We start from the raw sequence: 15,695 nt of genomic DNA, 5'->3' as shown, positions 1-15,695 counted from the left end.
GGCATAATTATGTTCGGTTCCCCCATTATGCCATCGGCCAAAGGAGCGCAGGGGGCATTCTGTGCTGGGAATTCTACTGGGGGGACACCGAAAACCACCCTACAAGAGCCTCACCCACGAAAATACTCCGCCGCACCGCCTCACATTAATCATCCCACCTCCTCACGCACGCCAAACCAGGGGTGAGGTGTGCCCATTTACGCTCAGCTCCCCGGAAAATAATTCAGGCTCCCCTTAACCTCGGGGTGTCTCCCCAAAAAAGTATTGACGCGCTCCCGGATTCGGTCCGATAAACGCTTCATGCCCGAAGCAGTCCCCTGCATCCTATGCGGTTCCGCGCGGAGCCGCACACTCTTCACCAAGCCCTCCGGCGACGGCGAACCGTTCACCCTTGCGGCATGCCGCGACTGCGGGCTTCGCTTCGTCTCGCCGCGCCCCTCCCCGGACGAGATCGCGCGCTACTACGAGAAGCAGTACTTCACGACCAGGACAGCGCGGGGTTACGACAATTATTTCTCCCCCGCGGTACGGGGCGAGATCGAGCGCGTGATCGCGCTCAACCTCCGCGACGCGGGCTTCTTCCCGTTCGAGGAGTCGCTCGCGGAACGGCGCGCGCTCGACATAGGGTGCGCGGCGGGCTACTTTGTGAACTACCTGGCGGCACGGGGCTGGGACGCGTGCGGGATAGACGTGTCGGACGACTGCGTGAACTTCGCGCGCGAGAGCCTGAAGCTCGACGTGACGCGGGGCAGCTACCTGGACGCGCGCTACGACCGTGCCTTCCAGCTCGTCACGCTCTGGGCGACCATAGAGCACCTGCACCACCCCGAGCGCTTCATGGAAAAGATCCGCGCGGAACTCGCCCCCGGCGGAAGGCTCTATATCACTACCTGCCGCGAGGGCGTCCTCAACTTCAAGTCGCTCTACGGGCCCGCGTGGCGGTTCTACAACTTTCCCGAGCATCTCTACTTCTTTTCGTTCCGCACCCTGAAAAGACTGCTCGTGCGCCACGGTTTTCGCGTGCGCTCATACGCGACCTACGGCAGCGGCTTCGGCAGGGGGGGCTCCCTCCCCCGGCGGGCGGCCGATTTCCTTGCGAAGAACCTGTACATGGGCGACATGATGCTCGTCGCCGCCGAAAAAGCGAACGGGGGGTAACGGAATGATAATCGCGAAAACGATCGAGGAAACGCGCGCACACGTCCGCGAGGCGCGCGCCCGGGGAAAGCGCATCGGATTTGTGCCCACCATGGGCTACCTGCACCGGGGTCACACGAGCCTTGTCGAAGAATCCAGGCGCCGCGCGGACTTCCAGGTCATGAGCATCTTCGTGAACAGGATCCAGTTCAACGACCCGAAAGACTATCAGACCTATCCCCGGGAATTCGAGCGCGACTTCGCCATAGCACGCGAGGCGGGGGTGGACCTCGTATTCCTTCCGGACGACGAGATCATGTACCGGGACCAGCTTACCCACATCGACGTGGACCTCGTCACCGAGCAGCTCTGCGGGGCGTACCGCCCCGGGCATTTCCGCGGCGTTTTCACCGTCGTCACGAAGCTGTTCAACATCGTGCAGCCCGACGTATCGGTGTTCGGGCAAAAGGACATCCAGCAGGCGGTCAGCATCGAGAAGATGGTCTTCGACCTGAACCTGCCGGTAGAGATCGTCATCGCCCCCACCGTGCGCGAGGACGACGGTCTGGCCATGAGCTCGCGCAACAAGCACCTCGACGCGGCGCAGAGAAACGACGCCCTCGCGATAAGCCGCAGCCTCCGGAGGGCCCAGGAGCTTATCGCGGCCGGCGAGCGAAACGCCGCGGTCATACTGGGCGCAATGAGGGGGGTCGTCGATACGGGAAATCCGCAAAAGATTGACTATATTTCCATGGTGCGCTATAGTGACCTCCAGCCGATTGATACACTTACCGGGAAAAGCGTGATCGCAGTGGCCGCGTATTTCGGCCCCACGAGACTAATCGACAACATGGTCGTCAACAGGGAGTCGGGAGGATTTTCATGCGTCTATTGAGCCGGGCCGCCGTGGTTGCGCTCGTATGCTGCGCGATGCTTGTCGCGTGCGCGCGCTCCAAATCCCGCAGCCCCGAGGAGGCCTTCGAGTCGCTCAAGGGGGCATACGCCGCCGCCGATGCGGACGCGGTCGTGACGCTTCTTTCGGCATCGAGCGTGGAGAAGCTTCGGAAAATCTCCGCGCTTATCGCGGGGATGGGCGAGGACCAACAGAAGGCGCTCGCCGCGCGGCTCGATATCCCGGTGAAGCGGCTGAAAAAGCTGGGGCCCGTCGAATACATGGCCCTGCAGTTCGACCTGGGAAAAAAGCTCAACGAGGACGCGGTACGCGAAGCGGTTTCGTATAAAATCGCCGGCGTAAAAACACAGGGCGAGAGGGCGGTGATAAGGGTTGAAAACGGAATGGAGCTCGTCTTCGTCCGCGAGGATCAGGTCTGGAAATTCGAGCTGGGCGACTGGTAGAACCGCCGGCGGCGATACAACATAAGGAGAACCATAATGGTCAAGGAAAACGATTACGTAGTGGTGCACTATACAGGGACCTTCGAAGGCGGAGAGGTGTTCGATACCTCGGCAGACCGCGATCCCCTGGAATTCCAGGTGGGGGCCGGTTCGGTCATCCCCGGGTTCGAACAGGCGGTCATGGGAATGAAGCCCGAGGAGGAAAAACGCATTATCCTCCAGCCGGGCGATGCCTACGGCGAGCGCGACGAGGCCATGATGCACGCATTTCCCCTCGCCGAGGTGCGCCAGCAGTTCGAGCCGGAGGTGGGGATGACCATTGGCGTCGCCACCGACGAAGGCCAGCACATGCCCGCCCTGATCACCGAGATCACGGACACCGAGGTGAAGCTGGACCTGAATCATCCCCTGGCCGGAAAAACGCTCGTGTTCGACATCAAGCTCATCGAGATCAACGACGCGCCCAAGTACGGAAGCGGGTGCGACTCCGACAGCTGCGGCGGGGGTTGCAGCTGCTGCTGAGCAAGAAAACATGAATAAAAAGAAGGCGCGGATTCGAATCCGCGCCTTCTTTTTATTCATAATAGTTTCCGCGTCAGGCGCCCTTCGCGGAAAGAAGCAGGGTTTCCGCCTTCTTGTACTCTCCCTTGAAGATGTAGAGCATCGAAAGCCTCGAGTATTCGCGCAGGGTGGGCTTCTCCTTCATGAGGCGCTCCTCCATTTCGCGGATACGCGCATCGACGTCCCCGACCTCCTTGAGCTTGTTCTCGTAGGTGAGCCCCTTGAGATAGGCGTGGAACTTCGCGTACTGCGGGTTGGACTCGAGTGCGGTGGTCAGGTACTCGACTGCCTTCTCGTAGTGGCCCAGGTGGTAGTGGCAGAAGCCGTAATACTTGTTCACGAAGGAAATGTCGTCCGCGATATCGCGCACGTTGTCAAGGCACTGAAGGGTGCGATGGTAGTCCTTCCACTCGTAATAGATGTACGAGAGCAGGTAATTCGCCTTGAGATGCTTCCGCTCGATACGCACGACCGCACCGAAAAACTTTTCCGCCAGGGGAAGGTTCTTCAGGTTGAAATACGCCATCCCCATGTAGAAGTTCCCTTCCAGGAAATTCGCGTCGAGCGAGAGCGATTCCTTGAAGTGCTTGATCGCCGCCGCGTAGTCGCCCCGGTTGTAGTATTCCACACCCAGGTTGAGAAGCACCTTGGGGTTCCGCTTTATGGCCAGCGCGCGCATGTAGTTCGAAATCGCCCTGTCCCGGTCGCCCATGCGCGAGTATATCTCGCCGATATTGTTGTACGCCTCGATGAAATCGGGAAACAGCTCTATCGCCCGCATGTATTCCTTGAGCGCCGTCGAGTACTCGCCCTTGCATGAAAAATCGAGCGCCCGGTTATACACCCCCACTGCTTCCTTCGGCACCGCCTGTGTCCTCATACCTGCACCTCTCCCGCGATTAAGTCCTTAGATACTTATCGGAAAAAGCCATCACCGCGATTAGCGAAAGAACGGGGACCGTCAAAATTCGGGATGACCGGTTGCGCCGTCCAGGACCTCCTCGCGCCCTGAGGAGTAGTAAAGCCGGATTCGCCGGGTCGAAAACCGGTACTCGCAGAGGTCTTCGTCGACCCGGTGGTGCCACACGGACGAACCGTCGGCGCGGTCTATTTTTAGGAGGAAGTACGCCCCCTGCTCGTCGACGAAAATCATGTAGAGGAAGCCTTCATACACCACTTGCAGGAATGAGCGGCCGGGGATATCCCAGAGCGTCTCCCCGTTCTCCCGGTCGACGCACAGGAAGGTTCCCTGGGATTCGCCAGATTCGCACGCCAGGTAATACCGCGCTCCGTCCTCGATCACGGAGGTCAGGAATCCCGCGTCCTCGAGCTTCTTGATCCAGACCTTCCTGTGTACCTCCCCCTTTTCCCGGCAGGTGACGATCGATTTCTCCGGGTCCCAGGAGAGGGTTGCGTTTTGCAGATCGAAGCGTTCGGTCATTCGTGTCCCGCCGCCGGCCGCGCGAGGAGGCCCTTCAGCCGCATGCCCTGGATCACCAGGCGCACGATATCGTCGGTCCCGTGAAACGCGTTGTTGACCAGCAGGTGGTAGTGATGCGGGTCGGCGCTGTCGAATTTCACGAACGCGCGCAGGTAGTCCTCCCTGAGCTTGCTTTTTTCGGCGATGATTTTCTCGGCCTCGCGGCGCCCCATGCCCAAGATGGAAGCGATTCGGTCCGCCCGCCACTCCAGGGGGGCCACGATACGCACATGGTACCCCTTCTCCATCTCCCGCGTGATCGCCTTGCCCGCGCGCCCCACGATGATCACGTTGCCGTGCGTGGCGAGGGTGCGCACCGTTTCCGCGAGCTTGCGGTGCACCGCCACCTGGGGAGGAAACTTGCTGAAGGTCGTCTGGAGGAGGTTGGTCATCTGGTCCCGCGCGGTCGCGGTGAGGGTCTCCGCGAGTTGCGCCGACAGTCCCATGTCATGGATTACCTTTTCGAGCAGGCCGCGGTGATAGGGCAGCCACGGGGGCTCTGGACTATACTCGGCGTTCAGCACGTCCGCGAGCCGCAGCGCGGTCTCGAATCCACCGCACCCGTATTCGCGGGAAATGGTTACGAACGGGCCGAACGAGGGAAACGGCTTTTCCGCGGCATAGAGCTCGATCTTTTCGCGCTGCTGCTTCCAGTAGCTTATCTGGGAGCCTATAAGCGTTTCCATCGCCAAACCCGTATTGTTCTTCATCGTATCCACCCCCCGTACTACAGAGTTCTCTCTATTCAGGGTGTTCGCACCTGTAATGGGCTCGATGCATTCACAATGCGGCCCCGCCCATTAATCAAAGATACTATAGTCGGGACGTGATATCAAGCGGATGCGTGGTTACGAAAACCGCGCGATCTTCTGCCCCATCTTCACCTTCATGCCGGGCGCGATGTCCTCGAACTTCACCGCCCCCGCGGGGAAGAGCAGTATGACGGTGGACCCCAGGTGAAAGGCACCCAGCTCCGCGCCCTTTTCGATCGCGGGGCCGTCGCCCTCGGGGAAGCGCGTCTCCCGCGCGCGCCTTAATGTCCTGTTCGTGCATTCCTCCGCGTACGCGAGCGTGATGCGTCCCACGTTCATCGCGCCGATCTTGCAGACCGCGACCATGCCGCGCTCCGTTTTAATATGGCTGATAAGACGCTCGTTGATCGAGAAGAGCCCGGGCAATCCCTTCACCATGTATTCCTGCACGGTGTAGAGCCTCCCCGGTATCGCGTGGTAGCCGGCGATCCTTCCGCTCACGGGGGAATGGATGCGGTGATAATCCCCGGGGGCCAGGTAGAGGGTCATAAACAATCCATTCAGATAATGCCGGTGCATGTCGGAAGGCACCAGGTCCGCGAGCGAGTAGTCCACGCCCTTCGCCTGGAGAATGCGCGCTTCATCGATCGCGCCGTACATGTCGACGCGCGCGTCCACGGGGGACACCACCGCGTTCTTCGCGGGGTCGGCGACGCGCGCTCCCTCCGCGAGCTCCCTGGTGAAAAACGCGTCCAGGGTGCGAAAGCGGGACCCGGGCCGGATCTCGCCGGTGAGCACGCCGTACTTCCGCGCGTACCAGTCGATTATCGGCGAGAGCGCCCATGACGGGAGGGGTATCCGCGCCGCGCACCCGAACAGGCGCGAGAGAAGCCCGGTGGGCGTAATCCTGAAAAGAAAAATCGCGAGCGATCGCGAACGGCTCATCGGCGGCACCTCGTCACTGCGCACTCTGGAAACATGCGCATGAGTTTCCCCGCGCGCCCTCCCGTTGTAAAGGCCTTTTTGGGGCCGGGGGGTCCGATTTTTTCTCTTGCCAAATCGGCCCCCCCGGTTTTTCTTTAATGACACACACCGAACGGGGCGACGCGCATGATACTTGAGCAGATTGAAGTGACCGGGATGGCAGTCTACTGCTACCTGGTGGGCGATGAGAAAACGGGAAAGGGCGCGCTCATCGATCCCGCGGGGGACCTGGATCTGGTATTCAAGTTCGTCGAACGCCACGGGCTCAAGATCGAGTACGTCATCAACACCCACGGCCACTGGGACCACACCTCGGGCAACGACGAGTGCGTGCGCCTCACCGGGGCGCAGATACTCATTCACGAGGAGGACGCGGGCCAGCTCGGCAGGCTCACCTCGCGCATCCTTTCAAGGACGCTCGGCGGCAAGGGCTCGCCCAAGCCGGAGCGGCTGCTGCACGACGGCGACACCATCGCGATCGGGACGCTCGTCATGACGGTCGTGCACACACCGGGGCACACACCGGGCGGCATCTGCCTGTTGTGCGAAGACAACATCTTCACCGGCGATACCCTCTTCACCGAGGGCATGGGCCGCACCGATCTTCCCGGCGGCTCCTACGGGCAGATCATGGAATCGATACGCACCCGGATTCTCACCCTCCCCGACGATACGAAGATCTGGCCCGGGCACAACTATGGGCGCTTCCCCGTATCCACGGTGAAGGAGCAGAAAGGCTATTACCTGTAATGAGAAAGGTCCATTCATGAAAAACGCAATCCCGACCGCCCTGCTTGGCGCGGCCCTCCTCCTTGGCGCGGGCGCCACGGCGCGCCCCGCATTCTCCGGGGAGCGCTTCGCCCCCTGGGACGCGGACGTCCGCACGGGCGACGAGTCGATTTTCCATGAGAACGCACCGCATTCGCACGAATCCGCCGTGTACAACGGGGCCCAGGGCGCGGGCTTTTTTCTCATTCGCTTCTTCCAGGTCGTGATCTCCTCCCAGGACGGACCCAACTGCCGCTACCGCCCGACCTGCAGCGCCTACGGGCGCGCGGCGGTCGAGCGCCACGGTCTCGCGCTGGGAATGTTCCTGGCGGGCGACCGCCTCCTGCGCTGCAATCCCTACAACCCGCCGGTAAGCGATCCTGTTCCGGCGGAGATACTCGGCAAGTAATACATGACGTGCTCTCTTGCTTTCCGCGTTCCCGTGATCGCGCTTGCGCTCGCCCTGCTCGCATCCCCCGCGCACGCCGGCGATTTCGCAACGGACCAGAAGGCGTTCATCCGGAACCTCTTCGAACGCCGGGATTATTTCAGCGCCATCGCCGAGACCAGGCGCCTCCTCGTGTACGAGCCGGGAAGCGCCCGCGCGGGCGAGATGCGCTATTTCATCGAGGCGAATTATTTCCTGGGGGGCCAGCGGCGCACCGTGATCGCGCACCTGGAACACAATACCGTTATGCGCGATCCATTGTCGCTCCTCCTCCTCTCGCGCGCTTTTTTCGCGGAGCGCAGGTACGCCGAGTGCGCGGGGACGCTCGACGAGCTTTCGCGCCTCCCCGCGGACGACGACGTGCGCATGGAGATCGCCCTGCGCCGCGCCGAGCTCTCCCTCACCCTGAACCGGTTCGACGAGGCGCTCGCCGTCGCGAACGAATCCCGCGCGGCGATCCCCCGGCCCAATCCCCTTGACGCGCTCGCGCGCGAGCTCGAGGCCGCCGCGCCGGACCGCCGCTCCCCCGCGCTCGCGGCGCTTTTTTCCGCGGCCCTCCCGGGGGCCGGGCAGGTCTACGCGGGAAGACCCCTTGACGCGCTGGTGAGCATGATCGCGGTCGCGGCCCTGTCGCTGGGCGCATGGCGCGCGGGGGCCGCGGGCGAACGGGGCGCCGCCGTCACCCTGGGCGTGTTCACGGGGCTCGTCTACGCAGGAAACGTGTACGGCGCCTGGAACGCGGCGCGCGACCGCACCGCCCGCGCCGAGGCCGCGCTCGCGTCGGGGATCATCTCCCGCCATGTGCCGGCGTACGATCCGCTGGGGCGCATGGACTACAAAACGGTGTTCGAATAACATGGGGGGCGCTTTCGCATATACCCTGAACACGCGCGCCTCGCTGGTGCTCCGGGCGGTGCTCGTCCTCGCGCTGTCCGCGGTGGCGCGCGGCGCCGCCGCGGACGAGGCCCGCGTCGCCGCCCTCGCGCGCGCCCATTATGATGCCGGAGAATACTACAATACGGTCACCGAATGCATGCGGCTCGTCGCGCTCTACCCCGGGAGCGCAGGCGCCCCGGACGCGCTGCTCCTCATGGGAGAGGCGTATTACCGCGGGGGAAACTATTACTCGGCCACCCTCACGATGATGAGCTGCTACGATACCTACCGGGACAGGGAGCAGGGGGAGAGGGCGCTGCTCTACCTCGCCTACATGCGCCTGCAGACGGGATCTCCCTATTTCGCGACGCGCACCCTGCAGGAATATCAGCATATCTACCGCGAGGGGGCGTACCGCGAGCTTGCCGCGCTCGACCTCTGCTACGCGGCGGCACTCGACTACGACGGGCGCGGCACCCTCAAGGCGCTCGACGACTACGGCGCCTCCTGGCCCGACGGGAAATACGCGCAGAAGGCTCAGGATCTCCGCGCCCTCGTCCTCGAGGAGATCAATCGGCCCCGCAAGAGCCTCGCGGTCTCGGTAGTGGGATCGCTCCTCATGCCGGGATTCGGGCATTTCTACACGGGCAACTACCTCACCGGCGCATTCTCCCTGCTCTGCAACGCGGGCCTTATCTACCTAATATATGACGCCTACCGTGACGATAATAGGTTCAGGATGGCCGTCTTCGGGCTCGCGGAGTTTTCGTTCTACCAATACTCGGTGATCTCGGCGATAAACAACGTGTACCAGTACAACAGCAGGGAGCCCTATTACCGGACCGTGCGGCTGTCCATGCAGGAGCATTTTTAGATGGAAGATTTCGATCCCATAGAAAAGATGAACGCCTCGGTGAGCACGCTCGAGCAGAGCCGGTACATCAACATGGACAAGCTCCTGAAAGAGCGCGATCTTGCCGCTGTCGCCGACATCCTTCTCGAGGACACCTTCCGCGAGACCGACATCTTCCGCAAGGACCTGGTCGACCGCTTCCTGGACTTCGCGCTCTTCAAGGTCCAGTCGGGCGAGCCCTACATATTGAGCATGGCCTACCCATCCAAGCGCATGATGGACAAGATCCTGGAGGCCCGCGTGATCACGCTCATGAACGAGCACCTCTACCCGGAAATCGTGCTGCGGCTCCTCAAGTACTTCACGCGCAACCTGCACGACTCGGATACCAATCTCTATCTTGCCGCGCTCATCGAGTCGGACGCGATCATCCAGTCCATCTACGACACGTTTCTATTGTTCAAGAAGGATATCTTTAACACGAATCCCGACCGCCGGTGCGTGAACGTGAAGCGGGTGCAGCAGGTGTCCCCGCGTACCGACAACAAGTCGGCCTCCCCGCTGGACGCGGCGGCCCGCTTCAAGTATGTCCTGGAATTCATGGCGCTTAAGAAAAATGTAAGTCACATCTACCGGGCCGAAAACCTCGCGCTTGCCGGCGCTGCCTGACGTCGGAACAAGCAGGTCAGAGCCCGTACCTGGGTATACGCTCGACCACCTCGTCGTCCCGCAGGTCGGTTTCGCGCACGGAGATGTTCTCGTAGCGTTTCGAGTCGGGGAACAGGTCCACGGTATTAAGCTCCGGCGCGTAATTCTTGATGAGCCAGTACATCACGTCCTGCATGTCGGCGGGGCTGGAATCCACGACCGTGTACTTGTAGAGGAGCGGGCGCCCCTCCAGCCTCCGGCGCAGTGCATCGCGCTTGGGAAGGTGCGGGTCCATCAGGTATTTGAGGCCCATCCGCAGGCCGTCACGCCAGCACCCGTATACCAGGAGGAACAGGGGGTCGTTCCCGGGACGCTCCTCGTAGAGACTGAGTATGCCGGCGAGCTCGGGCAGTACCTTCATCGCGTCGTACTTGTCGTACCGGTAGAGCTTAGACCATGCGATGGTATAGTATACCTCCCTGCCGCGTTCGGATTTCTTCATGATGCGCCCTGCTGCCCCCTCTTGTTTTTCAGCTCGTCGATAAGCACGTCCAGGGTCGAGAGCAGCATGCCTGCCCTTTTCTCGACGTCCGTCTCCATGAACACCTCGAAGCGCCGCGGCAGCCTCAGGATGAAATAGTTCGATATGAAATCCGTAAGCTGGTGCAGGTTCACCAGGAAGTTCAGGAGGTGGATGAGCTTATCGGACTCGTCCACGTTAATGAGAAATATCAGCTCCTGGGCCTTCTTGCGCAGCTCCTCGCGTACGCGCTCGAGCTGCGCGCCGCCCTCTTCCGGAACGGGTTTCACGATTGCGGAGAAAACCCCCGCCAGTTTCACGATGCGTGCGCGGCTTACGCCCTTGACCGTGATCTCGGCGGTCTCACCCTCGCCCTTCACATCGAGTACTTCCGCGATGGTCGCAAGCCGCGCACGAAAGGGCAGGAAGTCCCGGAGGCCGCGCACCGGCAGGGCGCAAATCTTTTCGCCCTGCTTGAGACGCGCGGCCGACTTCGATCGCACCGGGAACGCGAGGTTACAGTGCGGAAACACGACCTTCCGGTACAGATACACCAGCGGCAGCCTGATCGAGTCCATAGTGTGTGTTATTATCCCCCGCGCGGCGGATGCGCATTTCTATGTCGGACGCGGGCCCAGGCCGCGACCTGCGCGCATTATAGGCGCCAGTAGTAAAAAAATAATTGTATTATTTGTCAATATGTATATATTCTTAAGGGAGTTTTTTCGCCCGGACCGGATTTCGAAGCGGGCGTATCACGGTGATCGAGGGGCCTTATGGATAACAAGAGACAGCATTCCCGCGTGGCCAAGCGCGTTAAGTCCGAGGTGCATTCCCCGGAAGGCATGACATTCAGCAAGGCCGTTGACCTGAGCAAGGGCGGCATCTTCATCTCGACGCCCGATCCCCTCAAACCCGGTTCGAACGTCGAGCTTGTCGTGCACATTCCCGGCGAGGAGCCCGTCACCATAAAGGGGACGATCAAGTGGACTCGCGACGACGAGACCTCGACGCTCAAGGCGGGAATGGGCATCGAGTTTTCGGATCTAAGCGAGAAGGAATCCGAGGCATTAAAAAAAGTATTGTAAGGTTTACAGTCCGGGCCTCGCGATAAGAAGGCCCGCGCCCACCAGGCTCACGGAATGGGAGATTTGCGTCCTTCGCCTGCATTCCGCGAGCAGGCGATCGCGCCCGGCCTCCACGCGCGCGATTTCGTTTTTAGTCCTTGTGAGCGCCCCGCGCATGTCCCTGTTGAACCATTTCCCCTGGCATTCCTGCCGTTCTAGCTGCTCTTTAAGCTCGCGCATCCTGAGATCCGCACTTTCGCGGATCTTCTGTATTTCGGGATCGATGGTGAGGTCGATGGTCTCCATCATGTCCGCGATCCTTTCCCGCGTTTTCACCGCGAGCCTCGCGCGCGCCGCCGCAAAGAGCGCGTCCGCGTCGCGGTTCGCGCGATCGAGCAGCCGCGCGTCCGCGCCGTCCCCGCCCTGTATCCCCTCCTGGTGGATCGACTGGCGTTCGAGCTCCCCGATCTCGTGATCAGGCGTCCCGCCCGACGGATCCACAACCACGGGTACGAGCGCACGCGTGATCTCGCGCCCGCTAAAGGCGACCAGGTAATAGAAAACCACCCCATCGAAATTCCGCGCGCGGCAGATGCGCTTTATCCCGCACCGACCGCCGAATCCCGGCGACGTGACGTGGCCGAACAGGTGCTCAATGAGCGGGTGGCCGAACGCCAGGAATTCGAGCGATTCGTCCTCGAGCGCGATCCTGCTGTCGAAGGTCCCCATGCGCCCGCGCTCCGTATCGCCGCCGGGAAGCTTTTTGACCGGGTAAAGACCCGTCCTGGCGCGCGCGCTCCCGAGGAACGTGGCCGCGTACTCGTCGGCGGCCGCGAGCCTGTTCATGAGGCTCTCCACCCGGCGGTGGGAGAACTGCCGCTCCTTCATGGTGATGGCGTAGTACTCGTCGTAGTTGAAGTCCATGGCGCGCGTGACGGTGAGCTCCGAAAGCTTTTCATAGCTCTTGCGCGCGGTCTGGATGCTCCGGTCAATCTCCTCCATGAGCGCGCGGCGCGACCTCCGGCCCGAGGCCATCTCCATGAAGAGCTTGTTGAGGCTCACCTCGTCCTCGATCTGTCCCAGGAGCACGTCGGGCATGCCGATCGATTCCTCGAAGAGCTGGAGCTTGCGCGCAAGGACCTCGAGCACCCGCTCCGCCACGGTGTCCCTGGTCGAAAAATTGTAGATGTACACGTCGTGCGGCTGGCCGAAGCGGTGCACCCTGCCTATGCGCTGTTCCACTTTCAGGGGCGACCACGGCAGGTCGTAGTTGATGAGGATGTTGCAGAACTGCATGTTGCGACCCTCTCCCCCCGCCTCGGTGGAGATGAGGACCTGCGCGCGCTCCTTGAAGATCTTGAGCGCTTCCTCCTTCTCGTCGCGGTTCATCGAGCCGTTGAAGAGCACTATGTCGAATCCGGCGAGGAGATCTTTTAGATAATCCTGCGTCGTGCGGAACTGGGTGAAGATGATAAACTTCCCGTGACCCTCCCGCGAAAGTGTTTTCAGGAGGACCCGGAGCTTCTCGCCCTTCTTGTTCCTGGTTATCGCGCTCCCCAGCCCTATAAGCGCGTCAAGCGTACCTATCTCCTGGCCCATCTCCTCCATGGTCTTGCCAATGCTCGCCACCAGTCCCCCGTCCAGGTCTTCCGGATCGTCGATATCGGGAAGCTCGACTTCGCCCGGTGCGGGGACCGGGCGTCCCTCCTCCAGCCGCGCGAGTTTTCCGGCAAGGTTCGCCCTTCTGTTCGACAGCGCACGGCAGAGCGCGTGCGATGACGAGTCCAGGAGCTTCTGGAACACGGTCATCACGAAACCCACCGCGCGGTTCTCGGTCTGGATGGCGCGGTTGAACTCCTCGGCCACGTAGCGCGTGGTGGCGTCGTACAGCGCGCGCTCGTCCGGGAACAGGTCGAAGCGTACGGTCCGTGCGAAGCGCTTCGTGAATCCGCCCACCTCTTTTTTCGTGCGGCGGATCATGACCTCGGACAACCGCTCGCGCAAACCGGAGAGATCGCTGCCCTCGATGCAGTACTTCGAATAAAAGCTCTGGAAGGGCCCCAGGAGATTCTTGTCGAGGAGGCGCACCAGGTAGTAAAGCTCCTCGATCTTGCCCCGGAAGGGGGTCGCGGTGAGGAGCAGGAGGGCGCGCGCGTTTTCCGCGAGCACCTCGGCGACGTTGTAGGCGAGGGTGCTCTTGAGCGAATCGCGGCGCAGCCGGTGCGCCTCGTCGAAGATGATGGCGTCCCAGCGCGCCCGCTTGAGCGCGTCCCTGAACGAGGCGTTCTTGATGAAATCGAGCGAGCAGATCGCCTTGTCAATGCGTCCCCAGGGCGCCGCGGGCTTCTCGCCCCTGCGTTCCCGCCGGAAGCTCTTCCGATCGAGCACCGTGAAGCGCTCGTTGAACTTGCTTTCCATTTCGTGCTGCCACTGTAAGAGGAGCGAGGCCGGGGTTACGATGAGTATCCTTTTATATCCGTACCGGTAGACCAGCTCCTTGATGACAAGCCCCGCCTCGATGGTCTTGCCCAGGCCCACCTCGTCGGCGATAAGGAAGCGCTGGTTGAGGGCGTTCACGATCCGGTGCGTGCTCTCTACCTGGTGTGCGAGGATGCGCGTGCGCGAATTCGAGAGCGAGAGTATCTTGTTGTGCGCATGGGCGAGCATGAGGGCGTAGGCTTCGGCGCGCAATTCGAACCGGGGGTCGAAAAAAGGCTCCCGCTCGTTGAAGAGCGCGCGGATCTCTTCCTCGCCCTCAATGCGCGGGTCGGTATCGGCCGGGACGGGCGCCGCGCCGAAGAGATCGTCCTGGAGGTATGCGAAATCGGTCTTCATGGTTCGTTCGTGCGAGCTCCAATTCCCGGCGCTGCGGCCGCCGGGGCAATCCACACCGCCCGGGCGCAGGGTCCTGAATTGCGTCGCGGTGCGGATCGGCGTGTCGGCGGTAATCGGAATTCTGCCCGGGAATGAGATAAGGCGACATAATATTCACTCCAGATGAAATTACAAGATTTTTTTTCGCGGGGACGTGCGGGGCCAGGGTGATTTAAATCCCGGGGGGTTAAAAACCGTCAATTATTTTCATCTCTCAACCGTATTCATTCCAGACGCTCCACTCTTTTTCGGAGAATACGGAATGCTGCGAACGAGCATCAATATGAGAATCGCCGTCTTCATTAAGATAGGCTTCGCCGCCGCCCGGCTTGGTAAAACCCACCGTGAGGTCGTGGTTATGCTTCTAGCGCGAATCAGGGAGGATATAGAGCACTTTCCGGGAGGCTTCACCCTGGTAAGGTATCAGCCGCGTGATCCCCTGAAGCTCTGGCATTGCTTTCCGATTACCTTCAGGAAGAATGAGAATGAGCTTGTTTCGGACTTTCGCAGGCTGGGGAGGTTTTCCGTCTCCTCCCTGGTGGCGATCGCGACGGAGCGATATCTTGAGGAATTGCTTCAAGATGGGACGATCAGACATAACTATGTCGAATTTCCACATTACGCCATCGGCAAAAGAATAGAAAATGGCATACTATGCTGGGAATTATACTGGGGAGACCCCGACGACACTCCGAAAGGAAGAATCCAACGCCGCACCTCATCCCACTAGCATCACCGACACACACACACCATTCTTCCGGGAGAACAATATGCTCTTTCGCTCCCCTTTTCACGAAAAATCATCCGCACCCCGGCCGGAAACAAATATGAGTTTACGCCGCGATACGATTCTGGTAGCGTTCGACCGGGAATTCGGGCCCGGCAAACATCTCCCCGGTGCAAATCCCGAAACAGGGGAGCCGGCTGTATCGGACCCCTGTCGTCGCAAAGGGACGAATGACCACGGGCTCACGGGGGACACCATGACGAAACCGGCGCGCGCTGCCGCGGAGATCGAAAAGGTAAGGGAAAGCATAATAGAGAGCGCGGTCGGGCTCATCGCCGCGGGCGGTTTCGCGGGAATGACCATGCGCAGGCTCGCGGTGAAGATGGAGATGTCCGCGACAAACCTGTATAACTATTTCCGGAGCAAGGACGAGATATACATCACGATACTCATCCGCGGCTTCAGGGACCTGTACGACCGACTCCATCGCGCCCGCGATCGTGCCCGCGATCCCGTGGAACAGGCGAAGGCCGTGGTATCCGAATATCTCTCGTTCGGCATCGACAATTTCAACTACTACGACATCATGTTCTCCCCGTCGCTTCCGAAATATAACGACTACATGGGCACGCCCTACGAGGCGC

General features: G+C 61.1%; 19 protein-coding genes. 12 read left to right on the top strand and 7 right to left on the bottom strand.

The genetic code is table 11. The features are described from left to right. The first annotated feature begins 300 nt into the window (after window positions 1–300). Genes EPN93_10800 through EPN93_10785 form a run of 4 tightly spaced genes read left to right on the top strand, consistent with a single transcriptional unit; the run spans window position 301 to window position 3,015 of the window. Window positions 301–1,158, top strand: a complete 858-nt coding sequence (locus tag EPN93_10800) for a class I SAM-dependent methyltransferase (protein ID TAL35280.1) — start codon at window positions 301–303, stop codon at window positions 1,156–1,158. 4 nt (window positions 1,159–1,162) lie between these two features. Further along, window positions 1,163–2,032 carry a pantoate--beta-alanine ligase gene (locus EPN93_10795; protein ID TAL35279.1) on the top strand — a complete coding sequence of 290 codons (870 nt, stop codon included), beginning with the start codon at window positions 1,163–1,165 and terminating at the stop codon, window positions 2,030–2,032. Next, the gene (locus EPN93_10790; GenBank protein TAL35278.1) at window positions 2,020–2,493 is read left to right on the top strand and encodes a hypothetical protein; all 474 of its coding nucleotides are present in this window, start codon (window positions 2,020–2,022) and stop codon (window positions 2,491–2,493) included. Before EPN93_10795 ends, EPN93_10790 begins: the two co-directional genes overlap by 13 nt. Before the next feature lie 36 nt (window positions 2,494–2,529). Next, entirely contained in the window at window positions 2,530–3,015 is a 486-nt protein-coding gene (locus tag EPN93_10785; protein ID TAL35277.1) for a peptidylprolyl isomerase, read from the top strand. Window positions 3,016–3,088: 73 nt separating this feature from the next. Here the strand turns inward: EPN93_10785 and EPN93_10780 are convergent, their stop codons facing one another. The 4 genes from EPN93_10780 to psd form a co-directional block, all read right to left on the bottom strand. After that, the gene (locus tag EPN93_10780; protein TAL35276.1) at window positions 3,089–3,934 is read right to left on the bottom strand and encodes a tetratricopeptide repeat protein; all 846 of its coding nucleotides are present in this window, start codon (window positions 3,932–3,934) and stop codon (window positions 3,089–3,091) included. An 81-nt stretch (window positions 3,935–4,015) separates the two neighbouring features. Next, window positions 4,016–4,495, bottom strand: coding sequence for a hypothetical protein (locus EPN93_10775; protein TAL35275.1), 480 nt, complete (start codon window positions 4,493–4,495; stop codon window positions 4,016–4,018). Next, a complete protein-coding gene (locus EPN93_10770; protein ID TAL35274.1) occupies window positions 4,492–5,244 on the bottom strand; it encodes a cytidylate kinase-like family protein in 753 nt (250 codons plus the stop codon). The genes EPN93_10775 and EPN93_10770 overlap by 4 nt, the downstream gene beginning before the upstream one ends. A gap of 138 nt (window positions 5,245–5,382) precedes the next feature. Further along, the gene (gene psd / locus EPN93_10765) at window positions 5,383–6,231 is read right to left on the bottom strand and encodes a phosphatidylserine decarboxylase (GenBank protein TAL35273.1); all 849 of its coding nucleotides are present in this window, start codon (window positions 6,229–6,231) and stop codon (window positions 5,383–5,385) included. Between the two features lie 165 nt (window positions 6,232–6,396). On the opposite strand from psd, the gene EPN93_10760 reads away from it, so the two are divergent. The 5 genes from EPN93_10760 to EPN93_10740 are packed head-to-tail and all read left to right on the top strand — an operon-like array spanning window position 6,397 to window position 9,884. Then, window positions 6,397–7,020, top strand: a complete 624-nt coding sequence (locus EPN93_10760) for an MBL fold metallo-hydrolase (GenBank protein TAL35272.1) — start codon at window positions 6,397–6,399, stop codon at window positions 7,018–7,020. Between the two features lie 16 nt (window positions 7,021–7,036). Then, entirely contained in the window at window positions 7,037–7,447 is a 411-nt protein-coding gene (gene yidD / locus EPN93_10755; GenBank protein ID TAL35271.1) for a membrane protein insertion efficiency factor YidD, read from the top strand. A gap of 3 nt (window positions 7,448–7,450) precedes the next feature. Continuing rightward, a complete protein-coding gene (locus EPN93_10750; protein ID TAL35270.1) occupies window positions 7,451–8,341 on the top strand; it encodes a hypothetical protein in 891 nt (296 codons plus the stop codon). 1 nt (window position 8,342) lies between these two features. Beyond that, window positions 8,343–9,236, top strand: a complete 894-nt coding sequence (locus EPN93_10745) for a hypothetical protein (GenBank protein TAL35269.1) — start codon at window positions 8,343–8,345, stop codon at window positions 9,234–9,236. Beyond that, complete coding sequence (locus EPN93_10740) at window positions 9,237–9,884, top strand: hypothetical protein (GenBank protein TAL35268.1); 648 nt, start codon at window positions 9,237–9,239, stop codon at window positions 9,882–9,884. Window positions 9,885–9,900: 16 nt separating this feature from the next. On the opposite strand, the gene EPN93_10735 is transcribed toward EPN93_10740, so the two are convergent. Beyond that, on the bottom strand, window positions 9,901–10,365 hold the full coding sequence (locus EPN93_10735; GenBank protein ID TAL35267.1) for a hypothetical protein: 465 nt from the start codon (window positions 10,363–10,365) through the stop codon (window positions 9,901–9,903). Next, window positions 10,362–10,961 (bottom strand): hypothetical protein, encoded by a 600-nt coding sequence (locus EPN93_10730; protein TAL35266.1) that lies wholly within the window; start codon window positions 10,959–10,961, stop codon window positions 10,362–10,364. Before EPN93_10730 ends, EPN93_10735 begins: the two co-directional genes overlap by 4 nt. Window positions 10,962–11,159: 198 nt before the next feature. On the opposite strand from EPN93_10730, the gene EPN93_10725 reads away from it, so the two are divergent. Further along, window positions 11,160–11,471, top strand: coding sequence for a TIGR02266 family protein (locus EPN93_10725; GenBank protein ID TAL35265.1), 312 nt, complete (start codon window positions 11,160–11,162; stop codon window positions 11,469–11,471). A gap of 3 nt (window positions 11,472–11,474) precedes the next feature. Here EPN93_10725 and EPN93_10720 read toward each other — a convergent pair whose 3' ends face one another. Beyond that, on the bottom strand, window positions 11,475–14,285 hold the full coding sequence (locus tag EPN93_10720) for a DEAD/DEAH box helicase (GenBank protein ID TAL35264.1): 2,811 nt from the start codon (window positions 14,283–14,285) through the stop codon (window positions 11,475–11,477). 301 nt (window positions 14,286–14,586) lie between these two features. Here EPN93_10720 and EPN93_10715 point away from each other — a divergent pair, with 301 nt between their 5' ends. After that, complete coding sequence (locus EPN93_10715; protein TAL35263.1) at window positions 14,587–15,054, top strand: hypothetical protein; 468 nt, start codon at window positions 14,587–14,589, stop codon at window positions 15,052–15,054. Further along, window positions 14,969–15,695 (top strand): TetR/AcrR family transcriptional regulator (locus EPN93_10710; GenBank protein ID TAL35262.1); only part of this gene is annotated, 727 nt, incomplete at its 3' end. The genes EPN93_10715 and EPN93_10710, both read left to right, overlap by 86 nt.

Source organism: Spirochaetota bacterium (assembly GCA_004297825.1).
In the GTDB taxonomy this organism is placed as follows: domain Bacteria; phylum Spirochaetota; class UBA4802; order UBA4802; family UBA5368; genus FW300-bin19.
Note: the sequence above shows the minus strand (reverse complement) of the source record. Positions and strands in the feature narration are given on the sequence as shown.

Excerpts from the sequence above, each read along its gene's own strand:
- EPN93_10785 (TAL35277.1), top strand. The coding sequence starts at position 2,530 with ATGGTCAAGGAAAACGATTACGTAGTGGTGCACTATACAGGGACCTTC.
- EPN93_10730 (TAL35266.1), bottom strand. The coding sequence starts at position 10,961 with ATGGACTCGATCAGGCTGCCGCTGGTGTATCTGTACCGGAAGGTCGTG.
- EPN93_10715 (TAL35263.1), top strand. The coding sequence starts at position 14,587 with ATGCTGCGAACGAGCATCAATATGAGAATCGCCGTCTTCATTAAGATA.
- EPN93_10725 (TAL35265.1), top strand. The coding sequence starts at position 11,160 with ATGGATAACAAGAGACAGCATTCCCGCGTGGCCAAGCGCGTTAAGTCC.
- psd (TAL35273.1), bottom strand. The coding sequence starts at position 6,231 with ATGAGCCGTTCGCGATCGCTCGCGATTTTTCTTTTCAGGATTACGCCC.
- EPN93_10745 (TAL35269.1), top strand. The coding sequence starts at position 8,343 with ATGGGGGGCGCTTTCGCATATACCCTGAACACGCGCGCCTCGCTGGTG.
- EPN93_10740 (TAL35268.1), top strand. The coding sequence starts at position 9,237 with ATGGAAGATTTCGATCCCATAGAAAAGATGAACGCCTCGGTGAGCACG.
- EPN93_10800 (TAL35280.1), top strand. The coding sequence starts at position 301 with ATGCCCGAAGCAGTCCCCTGCATCCTATGCGGTTCCGCGCGGAGCCGC.
- EPN93_10750 (TAL35270.1), top strand. The coding sequence starts at position 7,451 with ATGACGTGCTCTCTTGCTTTCCGCGTTCCCGTGATCGCGCTTGCGCTC.
- EPN93_10795 (TAL35279.1), top strand. The coding sequence starts at position 1,163 with ATGATAATCGCGAAAACGATCGAGGAAACGCGCGCACACGTCCGCGAG.
- EPN93_10735 (TAL35267.1), bottom strand. The coding sequence starts at position 10,365 with ATGAAGAAATCCGAACGCGGCAGGGAGGTATACTATACCATCGCATGG.
- EPN93_10790 (TAL35278.1), top strand. The coding sequence starts at position 2,020 with ATGCGTCTATTGAGCCGGGCCGCCGTGGTTGCGCTCGTATGCTGCGCG.
- EPN93_10760 (TAL35272.1), top strand. The coding sequence starts at position 6,397 with ATGATACTTGAGCAGATTGAAGTGACCGGGATGGCAGTCTACTGCTAC.
- EPN93_10770 (TAL35274.1), bottom strand. The coding sequence starts at position 5,244 with ATGAAGAACAATACGGGTTTGGCGATGGAAACGCTTATAGGCTCCCAG.
- yidD (TAL35271.1), top strand. The coding sequence starts at position 7,037 with ATGAAAAACGCAATCCCGACCGCCCTGCTTGGCGCGGCCCTCCTCCTT.
- EPN93_10775 (TAL35275.1), bottom strand. The coding sequence starts at position 4,495 with ATGACCGAACGCTTCGATCTGCAAAACGCAACCCTCTCCTGGGACCCG.
- EPN93_10720 (TAL35264.1), bottom strand. The coding sequence starts at position 14,285 with ATGAAGACCGATTTCGCATACCTCCAGGACGATCTCTTCGGCGCGGCG.
- EPN93_10780 (TAL35276.1), bottom strand. The coding sequence starts at position 3,934 with ATGAGGACACAGGCGGTGCCGAAGGAAGCAGTGGGGGTGTATAACCGG.